The organism is Litoribacterium kuwaitense, from assembly GCF_011058155.1.
In the GTDB taxonomy this organism is placed as follows: domain Bacteria; phylum Bacillota; class Bacilli; order Bacillales; family DSM-28697; genus Litoribacterium; species Litoribacterium kuwaitense.
The window spans coordinates 56,308-77,902 of sequence record NZ_JAALFC010000015.1 but is presented as its reverse complement, the minus strand read 5'-3'; the positions used below and the strand labels follow the sequence as shown (position 1 = coordinate 77,902).

At 44.3% G+C, this 21,595-nt stretch carries 16 protein-coding genes, 4 tRNA genes and 1 other annotated feature; of the genes, 2 read left to right on the top strand and 18 right to left on the bottom strand.

The features are described from left to right. The coding region (locus G4V62_RS09790; RefSeq protein ID WP_165201670.1) for an ATP-binding protein at positions 1-222 on the top strand (222 nt) is incomplete at its 5' end. On the opposite strand, the gene G4V62_RS09785 is transcribed toward G4V62_RS09790, so the two are convergent. Then, a complete protein-coding gene (locus G4V62_RS09785; RefSeq protein ID WP_165201668.1) occupies positions 128-883 on the bottom strand; it encodes a class I SAM-dependent methyltransferase in 756 nt (251 codons plus the stop codon). The two genes, G4V62_RS09790 and G4V62_RS09785, sit on opposite strands and share 95 nt — an antisense overlap. A 235-nt stretch (positions 884-1,118) precedes the next feature. Between G4V62_RS09785 and G4V62_RS09780 the strand changes: the two genes are divergently transcribed. Then, positions 1,119-2,102 carry a ketoacyl-ACP synthase III gene (locus G4V62_RS09780; protein WP_165201666.1) on the top strand — a complete coding sequence of 328 codons (984 nt, stop codon included), beginning with the start codon at positions 1,119-1,121 and terminating at the stop codon, positions 2,100-2,102. 73 nt (positions 2,103-2,175) lie between these two features. Here G4V62_RS09780 and G4V62_RS09775 read toward each other — a convergent pair whose 3' ends face one another. The 17 genes from G4V62_RS09775 to G4V62_RS09695 all read right to left on the bottom strand — a co-directional run bounded on the left by G4V62_RS09775 (position 2,176) and on the right by G4V62_RS09695 (position 21,591). Next, positions 2,176-3,549 (bottom strand): hemolysin family protein, encoded by a 1,374-nt coding sequence (locus G4V62_RS09775; protein ID WP_165201664.1) that lies wholly within the window; start codon positions 3,547-3,549, stop codon positions 2,176-2,178. Positions 3,550-4,143: 594 nt separating this feature from the next. Continuing rightward, positions 4,144-5,388, bottom strand: a complete 1,245-nt coding sequence (locus G4V62_RS09770) for a S1C family serine protease (RefSeq protein WP_165201662.1) — start codon at positions 5,386-5,388, stop codon at positions 4,144-4,146. Between the two features lie 68 nt (positions 5,389-5,456). After that, positions 5,457-6,251: an MBL fold metallo-hydrolase gene (locus G4V62_RS09765; protein WP_165201660.1), complete on the bottom strand. Its 795-nt coding sequence runs from the start codon at positions 6,249-6,251 to the stop codon at positions 5,457-5,459. Between the two features lie 13 nt (positions 6,252-6,264). Continuing rightward, positions 6,265-7,128, bottom strand: coding sequence for a two-component system regulatory protein YycI (locus G4V62_RS09760; protein WP_165201658.1), 864 nt, complete (start codon positions 7,126-7,128; stop codon positions 6,265-6,267). Positions 7,129-7,134: 6 nt separating this feature from the next. Continuing rightward, positions 7,135-8,448 (bottom strand): YycH family regulatory protein, encoded by a 1,314-nt coding sequence (locus G4V62_RS09755; protein ID WP_165201656.1) that lies wholly within the window; start codon positions 8,446-8,448, stop codon positions 7,135-7,137. After that, entirely contained in the window at positions 8,445-10,298 is a 1,854-nt protein-coding gene (gene walK, locus G4V62_RS09750; protein WP_165201654.1) for a cell wall metabolism sensor histidine kinase WalK, read from the bottom strand. The genes G4V62_RS09755 and walK overlap by 4 nt, the downstream gene beginning before the upstream one ends. Then, complete coding sequence (gene yycF / locus G4V62_RS09745; protein ID WP_165201652.1) at positions 10,295-11,008, bottom strand: response regulator YycF; 714 nt, start codon at positions 11,006-11,008, stop codon at positions 10,295-10,297. The genes walK and yycF overlap by 4 nt, the downstream gene beginning before the upstream one ends. A gap of 556 nt (positions 11,009-11,564) precedes the next feature. Further along, positions 11,565-13,130, bottom strand: coding sequence for a peptidoglycan DD-metalloendopeptidase family protein (locus G4V62_RS09740; protein ID WP_165201650.1), 1,566 nt, complete (start codon positions 13,128-13,130; stop codon positions 11,565-11,567). Positions 13,131-13,543: 413 nt separating this feature from the next. Further along, positions 13,544-14,779, bottom strand: a complete 1,236-nt coding sequence (locus G4V62_RS09735) for an MFS transporter (RefSeq protein WP_212508730.1) — start codon at positions 14,777-14,779, stop codon at positions 13,544-13,546. Positions 14,780-14,850: 71 nt separating this feature from the next. Further along, positions 14,851-15,108, bottom strand: a binding site (T-box leader). A 95-nt stretch (positions 15,109-15,203) separates the two neighbouring features. Further along, positions 15,204-15,276, bottom strand: a tRNA-Phe gene (locus G4V62_RS09730). Positions 15,277-15,287: 11 nt separating this feature from the next. After that, positions 15,288-15,363 (bottom strand) — tRNA-Asp (locus G4V62_RS09725). Positions 15,364-15,598: 235 nt separating this feature from the next. After that, positions 15,599-15,675 (bottom strand) — tRNA-Met (locus tag G4V62_RS09720). A gap of 12 nt (positions 15,676-15,687) precedes the next feature. Then, a tRNA-Lys gene (locus G4V62_RS09715) sits at positions 15,688-15,760 on the bottom strand. Between the two features lie 183 nt (positions 15,761-15,943). Beyond that, positions 15,944-17,236 carry an adenylosuccinate synthase gene (locus G4V62_RS09710; RefSeq protein WP_165201648.1) on the bottom strand — a complete coding sequence of 431 codons (1,293 nt, stop codon included), beginning with the start codon at positions 17,234-17,236 and terminating at the stop codon, positions 15,944-15,946. 221 nt (positions 17,237-17,457) lie between these two features. Next, positions 17,458-18,822 (bottom strand): replicative DNA helicase, encoded by a 1,365-nt coding sequence (dnaB, locus tag G4V62_RS09705; protein WP_165201646.1) that lies wholly within the window; start codon positions 18,820-18,822, stop codon positions 17,458-17,460. Between the two features lie 355 nt (positions 18,823-19,177). Beyond that, on the bottom strand, positions 19,178-19,624 hold the full coding sequence (rplI, locus tag G4V62_RS09700; RefSeq protein WP_165201644.1) for a 50S ribosomal protein L9: 447 nt from the start codon (positions 19,622-19,624) through the stop codon (positions 19,178-19,180). Beyond that, positions 19,621-21,591, bottom strand: coding sequence for a DHH family phosphoesterase (locus tag G4V62_RS09695; RefSeq protein ID WP_165201642.1), 1,971 nt, complete (start codon positions 21,589-21,591; stop codon positions 19,621-19,623). The genes rplI and G4V62_RS09695 overlap by 4 nt, the downstream gene beginning before the upstream one ends. Positions 21,592-21,595 lie beyond the last annotated feature (4 nt).

Genomic DNA, 21,595 nt, shown 5'->3' with positions numbered 1-21,595 from the left:
TATGAAAAAGGCGCTATGATCATTACTTCAAATAAATCGTATCTAGAATGGGGGAAAACGTTTGGAGACGACGTGTTAGCAACCGCGATATTGGATCGCCTCCTGCATCACTCGGTTACGTTTAGCATCAAAGGTGATTCCTATCGCATGGAAGAGAAGAAAAAAGGCCGGGGGTATTTCCTCTGCCTTCAGCTCCAGAAACAGCAAAGTGAGGAATTTTAGTCCGGCGTTTTTGGGGATTTTTAACCCGATATTGACAGTCACTAAGGGTACGGTTGACCCATGGGTGAAATGCCATCGTCTTATGCCAAGCCCGTTCAAATTGGAGTGTCAGCCCTGTGCGCATAATGTACTCTTTCCATTCAGCAATCGATAAACAACGGTGGTGGCTAGGGTCGCGTAACGTCTCAGTCGTGTCGATCCAGTGGGCAACATCTTTGTTTTCTGGTGCAACATTATCAATGAGGATGAATATGCCGCCTGGCTTTAAGACACGGACAGCTTCTTCAACAAATCGCTGAGCATTGGGAAAGTGATGAGCGGCAATGCGGCAAGTGACAGCGTCAAATGTCTCATCGAGGAATGGAAGGTGTTGTGCGTTAGCAAGCACATAATGAATGTTTGGGCGATCGCTGAGGTGCTTTCTGGCGGCTGCAAGCATGTCTTTCGTTACATCGGAAGCGATCACCGTTGCGGCAAGCTCGCTGACCGCTCGGGCCGTATGGCCGCCACCTGTAGCGATGTCTAAGACGGTTTCCGTTGTTCCTTGCAGCGCCAATCTCTCTTTCACCCACTCCAGATCCTGCCCCTTGGCATGCATTTCGCTCGTTACATAATGTTCTGCATGGATCCCAAAGGTTGCTTTGACTTGATCGTGCACCATCTTGATCCCCTCCTTTTTATGGTCATCTTCATTGTATAGAAGCGATGAATGTAGCGATATGTTTGATTTTAAATGAGACATGATTGGAAAATTGAATCGTTGTCGTGTGCGCTGAAAGCACCAGTCGACCATGTGTCTTATCCACAATGATGCTCTCTATTTTTAAATAAATTAGTACCAGATACTAATAGTTTGTGTTAAGATAAGACAAACTAATTTTCGAGGAGTGGTTCTTTTGTTGCGATCACAAGCTCGGTTAACGGCTATTGGGGCATATGTGCCCGAGAAGCGGCTGACCAATGCCGATTTGGAGTCTATGGTTGAGACGTCGGATGAGTGGATTGTCCAGCGGACGGGGATGCGGGAACGGCGCATTGCCGGAGAGAATGAGTTTACGTCACATCTTTGTATCGAAGCCGTGCAATCGATGATTGATGAGTACGGGGTACATGTCGATGATGTTGACCACGTGATTGTTGCGACGACGACGCCGGATTATGCGTTTCCGAGTGTCGCGTGCCAGGTGCAAAACGCTTTTGGCATTCAGGCTGCCGGGGCATTGGATTTAAATGCGACGTGCGCCGGTTTTACGTATGGCTTGCATATGGCGAATGGCTTAATTTCTTCAGGACTCCACCGAAAAATTCTTGTTATCGGCGGGGAAACGTTGTCCAAAGTGACCGATTATCGTGATCGCTCGACGTGTATCTTGTTTGGTGATGGGGCTGGGGCAGCGCTTGTAGAATATGATCCTGCCCTGCCGAGCTTTCTTGGTGCTGTGACGGGCTCGGATGGGTCTGGTGGACAACACGTTTATCGGACGGGGTTATCTTCAGTGATGGACGATGTGCCTCTGTCTGGAGAGGGACGAATGGTGCAAAATGGGCGTGAAGTGTATAAGTGGGCGGTACGAATGGTGCCTGGCGAAATAGAGACACTGCTTGAACGGGCAGCGTTGAACAAACAAGATGTCGATTGGTTTGTGCCGCACAGCGCCAACTTGCGAATGATTGAATCGATTTGTGAAAAGGCGCAAATGCCGTTTGAACAAACGCTTTATTCCGTCGTGCACTATGGGAATACGTCGTCGGCATCCATTCCACTTGCACTGTATGACGCTGTGAAAGAGAAGCGTCTGCGTGAGGGTGATAAGGTGGTACTGTTTGGCTTTGGCGGGGGTTTAACGTATTGTGGCTTAGCATTGACTTGGGGTGCTTAATTTACCTAAGTGAAAAAGCACCAGACCCCGCTTCGTTCGTTGGGGCTGGTGCTTGTTTATGCACATTAAATGATTAATTCGCTTCCGCTTGCCGTTTATTTTCATCAGAATCATCGCTATCGTGTGATTCTTCTTCCTCAAAAACATCTTTTTCGAGACGCACTTGAAGAATTTGATGGTTGTCGACTTCTACGGCTTGGAGACGATGGGTTTTATAATGAATGGGCTCTTCAAGCTTATCGTTATCTTCAGCATGAACTTGCATCCATCCGCCGAGTGTGTCTAAATCTTCATCTTCTTCATCAAGCTTGACACCGATATCTGCTTCGAGGTCTTCAAGCAACAGGCGTCCGCTTAACAAAAACTCATGCGTTCCTAGCCTTTGAATATCAGGAATTTCATCATCGTCAAATTCATCACGAATGTCGCCGACGATTTCTTCGAGGATGTCTTCCATGGATACGATACCGGCTGTACCTCCGTATTCATCAATGACAAGGGCAATGTGAATATGCGCTTGCTGCATTTTCAGTAATACTTCTTGCAGCGACGTCGTTTCATGGACGGTTGGCATCTCGTGCAGGCTGTCAAGCAAGGTGCTGTCGCGCCCCGTCGCCATATTTGTAAGGACTTCTTTAACGTTAATAAAACCGAGCACTGAATCTTTGTCGCCTTCTTCGACGACTGGATAGCGCGTATAGCGATTTTCATCAATCATTTGGACGATTTCCTCTGTCGTCATATCATCGCTTAAAACGACGAGTTGCGTCCGTGGGATCATGATATCTTTTGCAACACGCTCATCAAAAGCAAAGATATTTTGCAAATAGGATAATTCCGCCTGATTGATTTCTCCGCTTTGGTAACTTTGCGTCATTATGATTTTTAGTTCGTCTTCCGAATGCGCCTGCTCCTGAGGATTGAGGTCGACTTTGAACAGACGGAGCAATAAGCGAGCTGATCCATTTAGTGACCAGATGAGCGGCTTCATAATCTGACCAAACCAATACAATAATGGTCCTAAAATAAGCGTCATTTTTTCAGCAAATTGAATGGCTAATGTTTTTGGAGCCAATTCACCAATGACGACGTGTAAAAACGTCATAATGGACAGGGCAGCCGCTAACGAAATGACGTGCGTCACCGATTCAGGTACGCCCCATTCCTGCAGCAACGGTAGAAGGAGACGCTCGATTGTCGGTTCTCCGAGCCAACCAAGTCCTAGTGCTGTAACTGTGATTCCGAGTTGACAAGCAGATAGATAATAGTCCAAGTCCGTGACTAATCGTTTTACGATTTTCGCTCGTTTGTTTCCTTCTTCAATCAGTTGATCAATGCGCGACATCCGGACTTTAACAACAGCAAATTCTGATCCTACAAAAAAAGCGGTCAGCGCAATTAAAAGCGCCACCAATGAAAAGTTGATAATGATCGTCGTCGTATCCAATTATTCCCTCTTGAATGAGGGATTCACCTCCGTGCGATTGTAAGTTCCTTAATTTCTAGTGATAAGCAATGTTAAAAGTTACCGCACGACGGAAAAAGGCGTATCGATCTCCTGCTTTATCATATATATCGTTTGTCGCTCTCTTCCCAAGCAACTTTTGGCTAACAGCCAGTTATCATTAAATTTAAAATAAGCCGGGGAATGAGACCAATTGTTGAGGGCAGGCGGACGACGGACCTCGATCCGCAGTGCATCCATCCATCTTTACTCTATACGTCCTTTGGCTTAATGTAGCCACTTGGACAATTCGCAAAATCGCCTTCCCAATGGTTTCACCCCTTTTCTTAATCTTACTTTACCAAAACACTGAAAAAGAGTACAGTGTGAATCATTCTATGTATATATCGTTTGTAACATACGAATATTTGCTATTTGCTTTGAATTGCAATATGCAATGAAAAGCAATGCCTTGGCACTCATTTGGTGATGACCGATGTTTTCACTTGAGGTGAATAAAAAAGAGTGCAGGAAAAGTCAGTTAGACTTTGACTACACTCTGAATAATGATGCGCAAACGGTTTGGATTGCTTGCTTTTATGATTCGTCGGTAACCAACGTCAGTGTCACCGTTTGTTGCTGGCCACCTCGATAAAACGTAACGTCGATTGCGTCACCGACTCGTTTTTCGTTGTATAGATACTTTCTTAAATCGATGGTGTCATTAATCGTTCTTTCATCCAGCGCGGTAATGACGTCCAATTGCTGTAATCCTGCTGACGCTGCTGGAGTGTCTGGCGAGACTTCCGTTACGACAACACCTGAAGACACTTCTGCAGGAAGTCCTAACGTTTCACGACGGTGGTAGCTGTCAACGGTCGCTAATGGTTGTGGACTTAAAATCCCCATAACTGGACGAATGACTCGTCCTTCGCCTTCCAAGTCAGAAATAACCGGAATCACTGTATTGGTCGGGATTGAAAAGCCGAGACCTTCGACCGCGCTTTGCGCAATTTTCATGGAGTTGATCCCAATCACTTGTCCGTCTAAATTGAACAATGCGCCGCCTGAATTTCCTGGATTAATCGCCGCGTCTGTCTGCATGACATCGGCGAGCCAATCGGCGCTACCATCGTTATCTAGATCGACCGGAATCGCCCGTTCTTTTCCAGAAATAATGCCTTGGGTTACCGATCCAGAAAATTCCAGACCTAATGGATTACCGATAGCGATAACAGGCTCACCTACGTTGACGTCCTCCGAATTACCAAAGGCGCCGACCGTATCTACTAACTGATTGACTTCACTGCCTTCAATATAGAGCACGGCTAAGTCGGTGAAAATGTCTTCGCCAAGCACGGTTGCTGGAATCCGAGTGCCGTCGTGCAAGCTCACTTCGACCTCACTCGCTTGCTCAATGACATGGTAGTTCGTCACGATATACGCATGATCGCCTTCTTTCTTGTAAATGACACCTGAACCAGTCCCTGCCTCAGTCGCTACATTCGGCTCCCAATACGTGCCACCCATTAAGTTAATGACGCCTACGACCGCATGTTGCACATTTTTGACGACTTCCGTCACATCTGTATCTACGTTGACAGAGACGTTCCGTGTTTGTAACGGCTCAAGTGATTGTGTTTCCTGTGGTCTTTGTTCTAAAGACGCTACCTTATCCTCATCCTCAAATGCGAGCAGGTCCGTATTGGCTAAAAAAGGTAATGCACTGAGCACAATAGCGGCTCCCACAATGACACCTAAAAGCGCTGCCCAAATCGTACTGGAGCGGCGATTTCGTAAGCGTCTTGGAGGGTAATTTGCATCGCCGTTGTCATAGCCCATCGCTTCATCTCCATTTCTTTACAAACTATGCTACTACGAGCATGGTTTTTCGATGAGCACGATGCTGATTACGCAGTGACGAGAGGTGTAGGTTCGGCTGGATCGGTGTCATGCAGAGTAAAGCCGCTCCCCTCAGGGCGCCCTTTTGCCTCCAGCGTTTGCGCAACAGACAAGCGTGCCAAATCCTTCATATTGTTATCTTTGCTTAAATGGGCTAAATAAATACGCTTTGTTGCATCACCAATAATTTCTGATAGGGCAACGCCTGCATCTTCGTTACACACATGACCGACATCGCTTAAGATCCGCTGCTTGACATTCCAAGGATAACGGCACATCCGGAGCATCTGAACGTCGTGATTGGCCTCAAAAACAAGGCAATCTGCGTCTTTTACGACGCCTTTAATCCGATCACTAACATATCCTGTATCGGTCACAATGGCCACACGTTTTCCTTCATGGTGGAAGTGAAAAAACATCGGCTCAGCAGCATCATGTGAAACGGCAAACGACTCAATATCGAGATCGCCAAAAGACTGCGTGCTCGCTGTATCAAAAGTGAATTTTTGCTCAAGAGGAACCTTACTTAAATGACGCTCCATAGCATTCCACGTCGCCATATTGGCGTAAATCGGCAATTGATGCTTGCGCGAAAGAACATCGAGACCTTTAATATGATCGCTATGCTCATGTGTGACGAGAACGCCATTTAAATCTTTCGCCTGCTGACCGATTTTCTCGAGAGAGGCCTCAATCTTTTTACAGCTCAACCCAGCGTCAACGAGCCATTTTTGGGTTGGTGTTTGAATAAAAAATGCATTGCCGGTGCTGCCGCTTGCCAGCACGCTAAATTGCAAACTCATCGCTCACACTCCATTATGGATTGATGCCAGGGGACACGTCTCCTGTGCCGATCGTCTCAGACGTACTGTCGTCACGCTCGGTATCCCCTAAACCATCATTCATCTGCTGAATCTGTCCTTCGATGGCATTAATAAAATAATTTCGTTCATCGTCAACAATGACATGCCACGTCGGAGAAAACACTTGAACCCCATTCGCCAACGGAACGAGGGTATAATAACCAAGCTCGACGCGGGTAACTTCATTTCCCGAGTAAAGCTCATTTCGTTCAAAAAGAATTTTTAACGCTTCAACAGCCGGCAATATCGTCTGCTGTTTATTTTCATCAATATCCATCTGATCAATATCCTCCAGCATTGTTTGCTGGTAACTCACGACTTGATTTTCTTCGTTCAGCTGCAAAATGACTAAGCTGTTGTCGTTGTAATAGATCGTTTTTTCTTTAAAGGTCTGAAAAAGCAGTACCGACTGAGCCTCCTCATCGTATGACCAATATCGATAATGATCACCATCAAGAACGTACCTGTTCATAAACATCTCGGCACTTTCCTGGAACGAATCTGGATTAAGTGGGTACGGCTCCACTAAGCTCGATACGACCGTATTGCCATCGAGAAGCACGTTTTGATTGTCGAGCGCATTTAATTCTTCGGCGGTAAACGAACGCCCTGTACCATGAATGTAATTCTCGGTAATGGTCTCCTGAGGGAGTTCAGGATATGAGATTTCTTCCGCCGCTAGACGCTCTTCAATCGTCGATTCATTTAAGTAATCGTATTCGTCGACCTGGCGCTTTTCCAGAAGCTGAGTGAGAAGAAAGACATCGAGAATTAGAAAACAAAGAATGAGGAGAGTTTTCGCTCGGCTCCAATCCATGCTTTGTCAGCTCCCTTCTGCTGGAGGTATCAGCTTTTGCCAAGATTGGTCGTGTTTTATATACCATACCGGTTGAAAGGAAAGAATGACCGGATTGGTATTCGGTTGACGTGTCATTTCATAGCCAATTTTAATGTCTTGAATGCGATCTTCATCAAATTGATTTTGTGCCCGTAGCTGCGCTATCAGTTCACGACCTGAATCCAAGACGACATTATTGCGATCAAACTCAAAGCGTAAACGAGACATTAAACGGACGTATTCATAAATGTCACTGCTCTTAAATGACACGTACAGTGAGGAAAAGCCATACATCCCTTTCGTCTGAAAAACTGGGTACTGGTCAATGTAAAGGCGGTAACTAGCAAATTGTCCAGGCAGAGAATAATCATACAAACGATACGTATCGGTCCATCCGGCATGGTCGTCAATAAAATCGTGCGAACGAAGAATCAAATCTTCACCTGATAACTGACCAAATGAGTTTTGAACCGGATTAATATAAGCGAGACGCTGTTGATCATTGTAAACGCGCAACAGACGAGTTCCATCCGTATACAACTCTTCTCCGCTATCGCCTGTATCCTTTTTAACGAGACTAGGGTTGGAGAAGAGTGCATCACGGAATTTACCTGCTGACAAATGCATCGTTGAGTATGTTAATTTCGGTACGTCCACATTCCCTTCCGGCAAATAGATACGCGTATCCAAGTTCGGTTCATACGCAAAAAAGGCAGGAGCACCTGTAAGAATACGATTAACTTCTTCATTAAAGGCAGCTTGATTTAGATCCCTAATAGGTGCGGCGTAAATCGCTTTATCTGCAAAAGAAACAAACAAAAGGCGGGCTGTCGGCTGACTTGTATCGACGATCATACGATCAAATGTCCCGGTCTCCGCAACCTCTCTTTCAACGAGAAGCCATTGGTCAAGTAATGAAAGCGGTAAGGGGGTCGACATGATGAATTCCACTTGCTGGTCAATGAGATTTTCATATTCTACCCCTTCGACCTCTGGATTCAGCTCCTTCACCTCACCAAACTGGCTTCTTTTCAGCAGCGCAAATAAGTTCTCCACTTGGTTGCGCCGCATCGTACCAGTCATTCCCGCTTGTCCATGGTAAATGGCAACCACTGGCTGGATGACATCGTTTAATGCCTGCTGATCACCGATCGCAACGTTTTGGACATACTCAGCGTTTGGTGCTTCTGCATACTGAGGCTGATACGTCCAAATGCTCCACGTTAAAAACAAACTTCCAACGATTAGAATAATCAACACGGCGGATTTAATATGTTCTTTGATTTTTTTATTGTTCATGAGAGGTTGTCCACCTCCTGTCCGTCTTGTGGACGGATGGGGAGAGTCAAATGAATCGTCGTCCCATTATTCAATGCACTCGTTGCCCAAATTTTTCCGCCGTGAGCAAGCACCATTTCCCGGGCAATAGCAAGTCCAAGTCCGGTGCCTCCGAGTTTTCTGGACCTTGCTTTATCGGCTCGATAAAAGCGATCAAAGATTTTATCGACTTTATCACGGGCAATGCCAACACCTTCATCTTTAATCGAAATCTTTACAAACTCACCTTGTTTTTCAAGCGAAGGAATAATGGTACCACCTTCAGGCGAATATTTTAAAGCATTCGACAAGACATTATCCAATACTTGGGTGATTTTATCTTGATCTAGTGCAACATATAAAGGCTCCTCTGGCAAGCTACGGTCAAAATGAAAATCATCGCCCTTCGTCATTTCAAAACGGTCAATGATATGGTTAAAAAAGTCAACCACATCTACCTCGACTAAATGTAGCTGCTCTTCTTTACTGTCCATTTTTGAGAGCTGCAATAAATCGTTGACGAGTCGAATCATCCGATCGGTTTCATTTTGCGTGACATATAAAAACTTCGGGGCCAACTTATCGTCCTGCCAAGCACCATCGGTCAACGCTTCTATATAACTTTTCATCGTTGTTAGCGGTGTACGAAGCTCATGTGATACGTTTGCAACAAATTCACGACGTTCTCGTTCGATTTGCTCTTGCTCTGTAACATCGTGTAATACCGTTATCAAGCCATTCGGTAATCCACTTTCTTTCTGAATCACAGAAAAGCTTGCTTTCACGATCAATTGCTCATTCTCTGGCAGGGTATCGCTGTAATCGAGCAACATCGAGTCCATGTCACGGAAAAGTCCTTCCCAAGTGACGCCTTCTTCTTCGAGACGAAGGACTTGCACAATCGGTTTTCCAACCATTTCATCGCCAGACGCACTTAGCATCTGCTCAGCTGGCTGATTCACTAAAATCACTTGGCCATAACGGTCGGTCGCAATCACTCCATCAGTCATATGCGTTAGAACAGAGCTTAATTTACGTCGCTCACTGTCGGTCGTAGCCTGAGCCTCCTCCAGCTTACGTGTCATCCCATTAAACGTATAAGCGAGCTGACCAATCTCATCGTCACCGTAAACTTTAACTTTTCTGGAAAAATCACCTTTCGCTAAGACGAGAGCCTGCTTTCTCATATCGGCGACCGGACGAGTGATCGTATTCGCTAAAAACACACCTAAAACAATCGTTAGCAATAGGGCAATGACAACGCCCTTAATGAGAATGTCATTGATGATACTCAGCTGATCATACACTTGTTCTGCATTTGCCGATACATAAATTGCGCCAATCGTTTCTTCTCCTGATTTGAACGGAACGACAACGACGCGAAGGCGGTCACCACTTCGTGGATCAATCATCCATTTTTCCTGGGTCACGCCAACAACGAGGGATCGTTTGACGAGCAAATTGAGCGTCCGTTTACCGACAATGGATGTGTCATATGGATTAGACGTCATCAAGACACGGTTTCGGCTGTCAATCACTTGAATTTCACGGATATCATTGGAAATAAAATCACGGAGACTATCCCGAATGGTTGACTCCAGCGAGGGATCATCTGGACCTCGTTCCTTTAACATTTCTTCTTCAATCGTGTAAGCGAGGACGTGAGCCCGCTCATTGGTAGAGTTGGAAAAGCTGCTTAACAGCTGCTCTTCTAGTTCTTGGACAAAGTAAACACCGATCACTTGCATAGCAATTAGAAGCAAAAGCACATACACGAGAATGATTTTGACATGAATCGATTTAAAAAAGCTGACACGTTCTCTCGATTTCATTCGACCTCAGGATCCTGAAGCTTTAAGTAATATCCGACACCACGCCGTGTAACGAGGATGGTCGGATGACTCGGATTATCTTCAATTTTCTCGCGTAGTCTCCTGACAGTGACGTCTACCGTACGCACATCCCCAAAATAATCGTAACCCCATACGGTTTGTAGCAAATGTTCACGTGTCATCACTTGCCCGATATGACGAGCCAAATAATGCAACAGTTCAAACTCCCGGTGCGTGAGTTCGATCATCTGCCCTTCTTTCGTCACATTGTATGAATTCGGATGAATCATCAATGGCCCGACTGCAATGTCTTTAATTTCTGTCCCTTGCTCAGGCTCAGCAATTTGCTGATGACGGCGTAAATTTGCCTTTACACGAGCAATTAATTCACGAGCGCTAAAGGGCTTCGTGACATAATCATCCGCTCCTAACTCAAGGCCGAGTACCTTGTCAATCTCGGAATCCTTGGCTGTGAGCATGATGATCGGCATTTGGTGCTGCTTACGTATTTCCTTACATACTTCCATGCCGTCTTTTTGTGGTAGCATAATATCAAGCAAAACAAGGTCCGGCACGTCTTCGCTCAACTTCTCCAGCGCTTCATCACCATCGTAAGCGCACGTGACGGTAAAACCCTCTTTTTCTAAATTAAACTGTAAAATATCAGCAATCGGCTGCTCATCATCAACAACAAGAATATGCTTATCCATCGTATTCGCTCCTTTTTGACTTCTTCGTACAACGATCGAAAAAGCCGCTTATACGTATGTGTATTTGCTGGAAGCTCCGACAAAAAGCTTCTAGGTATAGGTTCTTTCAGAAGCCTGTCGACGGTTCCTACGTAATATTTAAAGCGTCAAGCTACTGCTTTACTCCCCACTATTCTATCATAATCTCGTAAGGCACCACGCCCCTCAAATCTCACCAATTCCCAAAAGCTACTTTTCTTCCTCGGCCAAATGGTGTTTTTATCTCACATTGAGCGGTGAGGTGCTGTCTTTTAGTTTTCAATTGCTCGGAATTCAAAAACCCCGGCAGTCGTTGCCGGAGCCTAAACAAAGTTTATTGTATATACCATTTTTAGCGTCCGCTCAGCAACCTCTCGGTGCTTTTTTCAGCCTAGCTTGAAAACGCTTGTCAGCCTAGGCGCGAAGGCGAACAAAGACGCGAATAGAACTTTAGTTCATGAGAGGACGAGTGAGCCAAGCAACAACGGATGAAAGCGTTTGTCAACAGGCTGCCCGGCAATCATTGCCGGAGCTTTGCTTAACGAGAGGATAGTACGCTTAATGGATCCGTTATGGCGCCATTTTGGTAAACTTCAAAATGTAAATGCGTGCCTGTTGAATAGCCTGTTGAGCCCATAACACCAATTTTTGTTCCTTGAGGGACTGTCTCACCTTTAGACACAGAAATCGAGGACATGTGGGCATAAATCGTCTTCATTCCGTTATTATGATTAATGATCACTTTATTTCCATATCCACCTTGACGACCGGCAAATTCGACGACACCGTTATCGACGGCTTTAATGGTCAAGTCACTGGCTCGTGCAATGTCGATCCCTTTATGCATCGATCCCCAACGTTGACCCATTTTGCTCGTCAAAGAGCCTCCGTTTGTCGGCCAAATAAGCTTCCCGGTTCCACGTGAAGGAATAACTTTCGTCCCTTTAATTACGATTTTATCTTGTGCCTCTTCTTGGACATCCCTATTAATCACTGTTGTATCGACAAGCGTGCCATTCTCCTTCGTTTTTTGATAAGTTACGGTTTGTTTGCCGTCTTTTCCTTCTTGGGCAACCTTTTCTTCACCTTTATACATTGTATCGTCTTCTTTAACGATGGTTTGAAATGGGATGGTTTCGTCTTTCGTTTCTTTAGACGATACGACGACCTCCATATAAGGCTTCTTCACCGTCACATTTAGCGACTGACCGATAGACAGCATGTCTTTTTTCTGAATATCAGGGTTTAATGCGAGTAACTGGTCGCTATCTAAATCATGGGCCGCTGCCACTTTTCCGAACACATCGCCTTCTTGAACGATATATTTTTCATCTTCCAGCGTCCCTTTTTTCAGCTTCGTTACTGCCTCTTCTTTAGAAAGAATAAAAGATTCATCAATAAAAGACGTTTCAAATGAAACTTTTTGATCGAAGCGTACGTCTAACAACGTAGAACCTTTCTTTTTCTGTGTTCCATTTTCATTGACTTGGCTATTGCTAGATGACTCTTTTTTATCATCAGCCTTCTCTGCAGCTTTTCTTTCCTGCTGCCGCTCTTTGAGTTGAGCCAAGTCTTTTTTAGAAACGTATGCTAGTTTTAGCGCTTCGAGGACGTCTGCAGCTGTGTCCTTATCTTGCACATAAACAGCCGGTGATTCTTGATCACCTATGATAATCCCGACCGCTTCTGCCTCTACATTTAATACTTTTCGCAATGACTCTTGGCCTTGACGGTCCTTTGTCACCGGGGTAAATGTACGCTCGGGTACAACTCGTAAATCTTTATCGGCTTGATACGTATATGAATTATTTTTCGATTGAGCTTCTTCTATTTTCTCATCGACAACGTCTTGTATGTACTGTTCATCACTGAACGTTGCGATCGCTTCATCAGCTAGATAAACATGATAAACGGTGTTTATTGGGCTATGCTCCCCCGCATATACCACTGATCCTCCAGTGATTAAAAACCCTGCCGTTGCAAGAACAAGGCTTGTCCGGCGCATCTTTTGGTTAAGTGACTGTCTCAGACCCGTCGTGATGTCCTTCTTATCCACTTCATACGTTCCTCCCAATTCGAGCATTGTTTCTACTTTACTCAACATACTCTAACATACCTAAATAAATTTGGAAGTGCTTCCGGGAAACTGTAATCGAAATGAAAAACTAGAGACACTCAAGAAATATATGATGCAGTTTATCAGCCTTTTAAAGACTTTTGTCATCACGTTCACTATGAAAAATTTGGCGATTTTTTCATGAAATTTTTTCAAATTACTGCTCATTTATGCGTCGTTTGTGATTTTCATGTGCTATTTGTGATTTCACAAAACACTAATCAAATCTCTAAAATGATAAAGACCACACATTTTTATGTTGGGCCCAATGATGATCTAGTCAATTCAACGAAAGCGCCCGTTTGCGGAAGACTCCAGTGATTTCTTTGCGCTAAAGTCAATAGTAAATGTCAGAGACTGTCCTCGCTTAATCAACTAACGACAATGATATAATTGAAAGATCAAGGTGATGTTGAATAAAATTTAGTTTTTGAAGGTTGAATATTATAAATAAATAATATAGTTGCTACGAGTAACATGATCAATGATCCTGAAACGACAATAAATCTGATAGATACAAGCTCAGAAAACACCCCAAAGATCGCTGTAGTCATGATGATTAGAATGGCTTCAACAAGACCATAAAGACTTCCTATTCTCCCCATAACATCTACGGGGATATTATTTTGATAAAACGTATAAAAGCCTGTATTTGCAAAAGCTGTGGCAAATGCCAAAACAAAGCACCCTACAGACGCGATCAGAAATGTGTTAGAAGATGCGAAAATCACATATCCTACTGAAGTGATCATTGATCCAAGACCAATAAGCCATGAAGTAGGGACTTTTTCAACAATGATTGTATTCGCTAAAGAACCGATGAATATGCCCGCACCAGCAATACTAACTAAAACGCCGTATTCACCTTCTGATAAAGAAAGCTCCTGTGTTGCAAAAGCAGCCTCTAAAGAATCTGTAGCTGTCATCAAGACGATCATGACACTAAATAAAAAATAAATGATCATGATATATGAATATTTACAGCTAAACCCTATAACAAGTTTCCAGTCGTCTTTTAATAGCTTAAGCGATGATTGACGATTTGATTGACCAACAAGTTGAGCAGAAGCTTCGACATTAGGCATTCCCAAGGTAATTAATGCTGATAAAGCTAAAGCTAGGGCATTCAGATAAATAGCCATGCTCGGCGTCCCAACAGTAAACATCAATCCTGCGATTGCTGGGCCAGTCAAAAAAGCTCCAGAATCAAGTAAACTACGTAAAGAATTAAAACGTTTTCTTCGCTCTGTCGGGATTAATTTTGTAATGTACGTCATGGATGTTGGCTGATACATGGAACTGGCCATTGTGATCATAAACACCATACAATATATAAAACCTAATGAAGAAGAAAAAAATAAACAAGCAATGAGCAAAGCTTGGAAGGCATTAAGTACGATCATGAGATATTTCTTATTCAAACGGTCTATCAAACTTCCCGACCAAAAATTCGTAAACACCGTAGATAAAGCTCTAATGATATATAAACCAGAGACAGCCATTGCTGAACCTGTTATGTTAAGCACAATGAGGTTTAAAGCGATAAAATAAACCCAACTCCCCACACTTGATATCCCTATACTAAATAATAAGATGGAGGGATAATACCAATTTCCTAATAATGGTTTCAAACTCAATGTAGATTCCTCCTTCAGCGATTAGTCAATTTAAACGAAATAAAAAAAATCCCACCCCCAAGACGTAGTGTCTTGGGGGCGAGATTTGTATAATCGCGGTGCCACCCCAGTTTATTAATATGTCGCCATATTAACCTTATCGAGTACGACAATAAAGAATGTTTATACCCTAGCTCTATAACAGGAGCTCCTGTCACACCATCCCCTACATGAGGTTCCAATGTGCTGCTCAGAGGCTTGATTCAATCAGTTATTCTTACTCCTTTTTCAGCTGCCGGAGCTCTCTGGGAAGAACAGATATGATTTACTTTTCTCTTCATCGCATTTATTTTATTGTATGTTATCACTTAAAAACCTTGACGTAAAGGTCAAACCAAAAAAGAACCTTGAGTATTCAAAGTTCTTTCTTTAGCGCCATGAAAAGTGGCTCGAGACGGAATCGAACCGCCGACACGAGGATTTTCAGTCCTCTGCTCTACCGACTGAGCTATCGAGCCAAAAAAAAAGATGGCGGTCCCGACCGGGATCGAACCGGCGATCTCCTGCGTGACAGGCAGGCATGTTAACCGCTACACCACGGGACCTTATTATTTTGTTTTAAGTATGTACGTCGATGACGCTTCAATCTTTGGCTATCGAAGATGTTAATTCGACGTTGTAGCGTTCAGTTTAATTGGTTGCACCATTGGCACTTCGATCTTCGCTTGTCGAAGATGTTAATTCGACGTTGTAGCGTTCAGTTTAATTGGTTGCACCAACTGGCACTTCGATCTTCGCTTGTCGAAGATGTTAATTCGACGTTGTAGCGCTCAATTTAATTGGTTGCGGGGGAAGGATTTGAACCTCCGACCTTCGGGTTATGAGCCCGACGAGCTACCAGACTGCTCCACCCCGCGATGATATAAATATGAGCCATGGAGGATTCGAACCTCCGACCCTCTGATTAAAAGTCAGATGCTCTACCGACTGAGCTAATGGCTCCTCCCTTAACGACAAGGATTATCTTATCATAAATAGTTTGAACCATGCAAGGTTTTTTTATAAAAAACTTTTTTTCGGTAGCGCGATCTCTTTTATTCATCTAGTTACTTATTATACCATAAAAGCCCTGGCATTTAAACCATCGATGGCTTTTGCTCAGGGCTCCTTCTTTAAAGCTTTTATTTAAGGCATAGCATAAACATTGCGAACCATATTCGTTTGGCTTCGATCAGGTCCAACAGAAAAGATGGATAATGGAATACCTGTAAGCTGTGACACGCGTTCGATGTAATGGCGAGCATTTACGGGCAAATCATTTAAGGAACGACAGCCTGTAATATCTTCAGTCCAGCCTGGAAGTTCTTCATAAACAGGCTCACACTTCGCGAGCACTTTTAAGCTGGCAGGAAACTCTTCCATAATCTTACCTTCATATTTATAAGCGGTACAAATTTTAAGTGTTTCAATACCAGTTAACACATCAATGGAGTTTAATGATAGGTCCGTAATTCCACTGACTCTGCGAGCATGACGAACAACGACGGAGTCAAACCAACCTACACGGCGTGGGCGCCCAGTCGTCGTCCCATATTCACGACCTGTTTCCCGAATTTGATCACCAATCTCATCTGTGAGCTCAGTCGGAAATGGGCCATCACCTACACGCGTCGTATAGGCTTTAGAGACGCCGACAACGTGCAATATTTTGGATGGGCCAACGCCTGAACCGATGGTGACGCCGCCAGCAATCGGATTGGACGATGTAACAAATGGATATGTTCCTTGGTCGATGTCGAGCATGACACCTTGTGCGCCTTCAAAAAGTACGCGACGACCAGCATCAAGACCGTCATTTAACACGACAGATGTATCTGTGACGAGATGAGCAAATTGCTGCCCGTACTCATAATATTCTTCAAAAATATCTTCAATGGCAAAACCAGGCGTTTCGTACATCCGTTCAAACAGACGGTTTTTGTGTGCCAAGTTCTGCTCAAGTTTTTTATGAAATTCGTCTTTATCGAGAAGGTCGGCAATACGGATGCCAATTCTCGCTGCCTTGTCCATATAGGCGGGTCCGATGCCTTTTTTCGTCGTGCCGATCTTGTTGGCCCCTTTTTGTTCTTCTTCCAATTCATCGAGCTTTAAGTGATAAGGAAGAATAACGTGAGCACGATTGCTAATACGCAGATTGTCTGTCGAGACGTTGTATCCTTTAAGATAAGCAAGCTCCTCGATGAGTGCTTTTGGATCAATGACCATACCGTTACCGAGCACACATGTTTTATCTTTATAAAAAATACCTGAAGGAATTAAATGCAGCTTATACGTCTCCCCGCCAAAAGCGATCGTATGACCTGCATTATTTCCACCTTGATAACGTGCTACGAGCTCTGCATTCTCTGACAGGTAGTCTGTAATTTTGCCTTTGCCTTCATCGCCCCACTGTGTTCCAACAACCACGACTGATGACATGAAAAGCACCTCCGCTAATTTCTACCATCCGCTCTTCACGGTGATAATTCGTTTTTCACACTTTACCGAAGTTAAGTGTATCAAGAATATCATAGTGAGTCAATGAGAAGACGAACATTATTAGGAGTTTCCCGTCAATAAGTTCGTCTAATTTTATTCATAATCTGAAAAAATGTAATTAACACGTTCGTTCAATCGCCTTTTGTCAGCCTGTCTACGTTTTACGCACCAGGAGGCATATCAGAATCGTCCCGACGCACTTCCAAATTCACAAATTTATTGTACTCTTTTACAAATGCGAGCTCAACGGTTCCTACTGGTCCGTTACGTTGCTTGGCGATAATAATTTCGATAATATTTTCGCTTTCAGATTCTTTATCGTAATAATCGTCCCGATACAAAAACGACACAATATCCGCATCCTGCTCAATACTTCCAGACTCCCGGATATCGGACATCATCGGCCGCTTGTCTTGACGTGATTCCACACCCCGGGAAAGCTGTGATAGGGCGATCACAGGCACCTCAAGTTCCCTTGCCAGTGCTTTTAGTGATCGGGAAATCTCGGAAACCTCTTGCTGCCGGTTTTCACCGCTCCTAGCGTTCCCTTGGATCAGCTGTAGATAATCAATTAAGATCATCCCCAGCCCATGCTCCATTTTTAAACGGCGGCACTTGGCGCGGATATCATTCACGCGTATTCCTGGAGTGTCATCAATGAAAATGCCTGCGTTCGAGAGACTCCCCATCGCCATCGTAAGCTTTTGCCAATCATCGGGTGTAAGTTTACCTGTTCTCAGACGCTGGGCATCAATATTACCTTCAGCACAAAGCATCCGCATGACCAACTGCTGCGCACCCATTTCCAGACTGAATATGGCGACGTTTTCCTCAGCGTGAATACCGACGTTTTGGGCAATATTTAAAGCAAAAGCCGTTTTTCCGACAGACGGACGAGCGGCAACAATCACTAAGTCGCTGCGCTGAAAGCCAGCCGTCATACGATCAAGCTCGGAAAAACCGGTCGGAATGCCAGTAATATCACCTTGGCGTGTGTGAAGCAGCTCAATGTTATCATATGTTTCGACGAGGACGTCTTTAATTTGCTGAAATTGACCTGTATTCTTTCGATTCGACACCGCCATAATGTGCTTCTCGGCATCGGACAGAACGGACTCGACTTCATCATCTCTCGTATAGCCATCCTCGATAATGTCGGTCGCCGTCCGAATCAAACGGCGTAAGATTGATTTTTCTTCGACAATCCGTGCATAGTATTCTATATTTGCTGCCGTTGGTGCCGCATCAGCAAGCTGGGTTAAATAAGATACCCCACCAATTTCCTCTAATATCTTGTGATCCGCTAGCTCAGAGGTAACCGTTACTAAATCGACAGGCTCATTTTTTTCTGCCAATACGAGCATCGTCTCAAAGATGCGCTGGTGGGTTGTTTTATAAAAGTCTTCAGGCACGACAATTTCCGAGGCTGTTGTAAGCGAAGCGGGGTCTAAAAAGACCGCTCCTAATACCGCTTGCTCTGCTTCAGTATTTTGTGGCGGAAGCCTTCCTTCCATACCTTCCTGCATGCCACTCGTCCTACCTTTCCTTTGTCATTAAGTGTGAATAAGCACTGCTTTGTCACAAATGCACATCCACTCTTTATATTTCCTAAACATTCGGGTCTTCAATGAACGTTGGTCTGGTTCGTTGGTGGACATATGAAAAGCCGGTCGGTACCGACCGGCTCAGCCTGCTGACAAACACTCTTTGGCCCTCGCCTCTCTAAAACTGGAGAGACTACGACGCGGGCGGATCGTCTAACCAACTGTTTTAAGTCAGGCTGAAAAATAGTGATACTCTTAAAATGAGTGCAGACAAAGCCATATAAGACCTTGTCTGCACTCTAAGCCGGTCAAGATGACCCGACCCCTCGCTGTCCCGTTAAGCTTCTTGTACGTGGACGTCTAAAGTTGCAGATACATCAGGGTGCAATTTAACAGGAACTTTCGTATGTCCTAACGTACGAATGGGCTGATCTAGTTCAATTTTACGCTTATCAATTTTAATGTCATGATTCTTTTTCAGCTCATCAGCAATCTGCTTATTGGTGATCGAGCCAAACAATCGACCGGCTTCGCCTGCTTTCGTCGTTAAGCGGACCGTCAGATTTTCAATCGTTTCTTTGAGCGCCTTTGCTTCCTGTAATTCTTCTTCTTCCTGCTTGGCGACTTTTTTCTTCTGCTGCTGGAGCGCCTTTAAGTTTCCTTCAGTCGCTTCAACTGCGTAATTGTTTTTTAAAAGAAAGTTCCGAGCATATCCATCAGAGACATTTTTCATCTCGCCCTTTTTCCCTTTTCCTTTTACATCTTGTGTGAAGATCACTTTCATTCTTCATCTCCCCCTTCTACATGCTCATCGATGATCTGTTGGAGCTGGTCAACGCACTCATCAATCGTGCCGTCCACTTGCGCCGCAGCGTTCGTTAAATGGCCGCCTCCGCCGAGTGCTTCCATAATGACTTGCACATTGATCTCTCCAAGAGACCTTGCACTAACACTAATTTTACCATCTTTTCTGTGACAGACAACAAACGATGCACGAATGCCAGTCATTGTCAGAAGTGTATCTGCTGCCTGCGCAATCAGCACTTGATCAAGGCCTTCCTCCATGTCACCCTTAGCGATTGCAATTCCATCTAAGTAAATGTCAGCATTGGCGACGAGCTGTGCTCGCTGAACATAATGGTCAATGTCCTCTTTCAAAAATTCCTGTACGAGTACGGTATCAGCACCTTTGGAGCGCAAATAGGAAGCAGCATCAAACGTGCGCGATCCAGTGCGGAGCGTAAAGCTTTTCGTATCAACGATCATGCCGGCCAACATAATCGTTGCTTCAAGAACACTCAGTTCCAGACCCTTCGGCTGGTATTCAAGCAATTCAGTCACAAGTTCTGCCGTCGAGGACGCATATGGCTCCATATATACGAGCACTGGATCATCTACAAAGTCCTCTCCCCGGCGATGATGATCAATGACCACGACATGATCAGTTTTATTCATTAACCGTTCATCAATGACCATTGAAGGCTTATGTGTGTCTACAATGATCAGTAACGTCTTTTGTGTGACTTTTTCCAGCGCTTGATCAGGAGTGATAAAATGCTGCCAAAGTGACTCATGCCGCTGCATTTCCCCCATTAAACGGCTGACCCCGACGTCCAGCTCATTCTGATTAATAATAATGCGCCCTTTTTTCTGATTCGCCTGCGCAATTTTGAGTACGCCGAGCGCCCCTCCAATTGAGTCCATATCGGGATATCGATGCCCCATAATATAAACTTGATCACTTGTAAGAACTAACTCACGTAAAGCATGTGAAATGACGCGTGCTCTGACACGTGTTCGCTTTTCGATTGGGTTGGTTTTCCCCCCGTAAAAACGAACCTTGCCATTCGCCTGCTTAATTGCCACTTGATCGCCTCCGCGCCCAAGCGCGAGATCAAGACTCGATTGTGCCATGTGACCTAGCTCTGGATATGGCACGTCACCACTTCCTATTGCAATTGAAAGCGTTAAAGGGATATTTTGACTCGAAGTCATTTCACGAATATCATCCAGGATTTGAAACTTTTCGTGCTCAAGCTCACGAAGTATTTGCCGGTTCATAACGGCGAAAAACCGATCAGCAGCAATCTTTTTTAAATAGATCCCATTTTCAAGTGCCCAGCGATTTAATGCGGAAGTAACCTGACTATTGATGCTGCTTTTCATTTGGTCGTCCATGCCTTGCGTCACTTCATCATAATTGTCGAGATAAATTAAACCGAACACGACTTTTTTATCACGGTGTTCAATTTCTAATTGGTAATGGTCTGTCACATCTAAAAAATAGAGGCGCCGCTCGTCTAATTTAAAGTAAACGCGAAAATTACGTTCATTTAAAGTAACAACTTCTTCTGTTGCTTCTTCTTTAATCAGAGGGATAAGAGCCGCAGAAAGGTCATCTAACGATTGACCAAGCAGTATATCCTCAGGAAAAGCCTTAGAGAAATGTTGGTTCACCCATTCAATTTCATAGCGTTCATTGAAGAGAAGAATGCCTATAGGCAGTTCGTGAACAACATCAGCGCCCACTTTTTTCACACGATGAGATAATTTAGAGATGTAAAAGTTCCATGTTCTTTGTCGCTGTATTTCCGCCAAAACCGCGTAAATTGAAGCTCCAAGCCAAAGGATGAGATAGATAATTCCTGCATACAGTTCAAAAACAAGTAATAACAGTCCTGCAATCAACCCACTGGTTAGAAGCACGATCAGTTGCAGTGGAACTTTTTTTACAGACGGTACATTCGGCATGCTT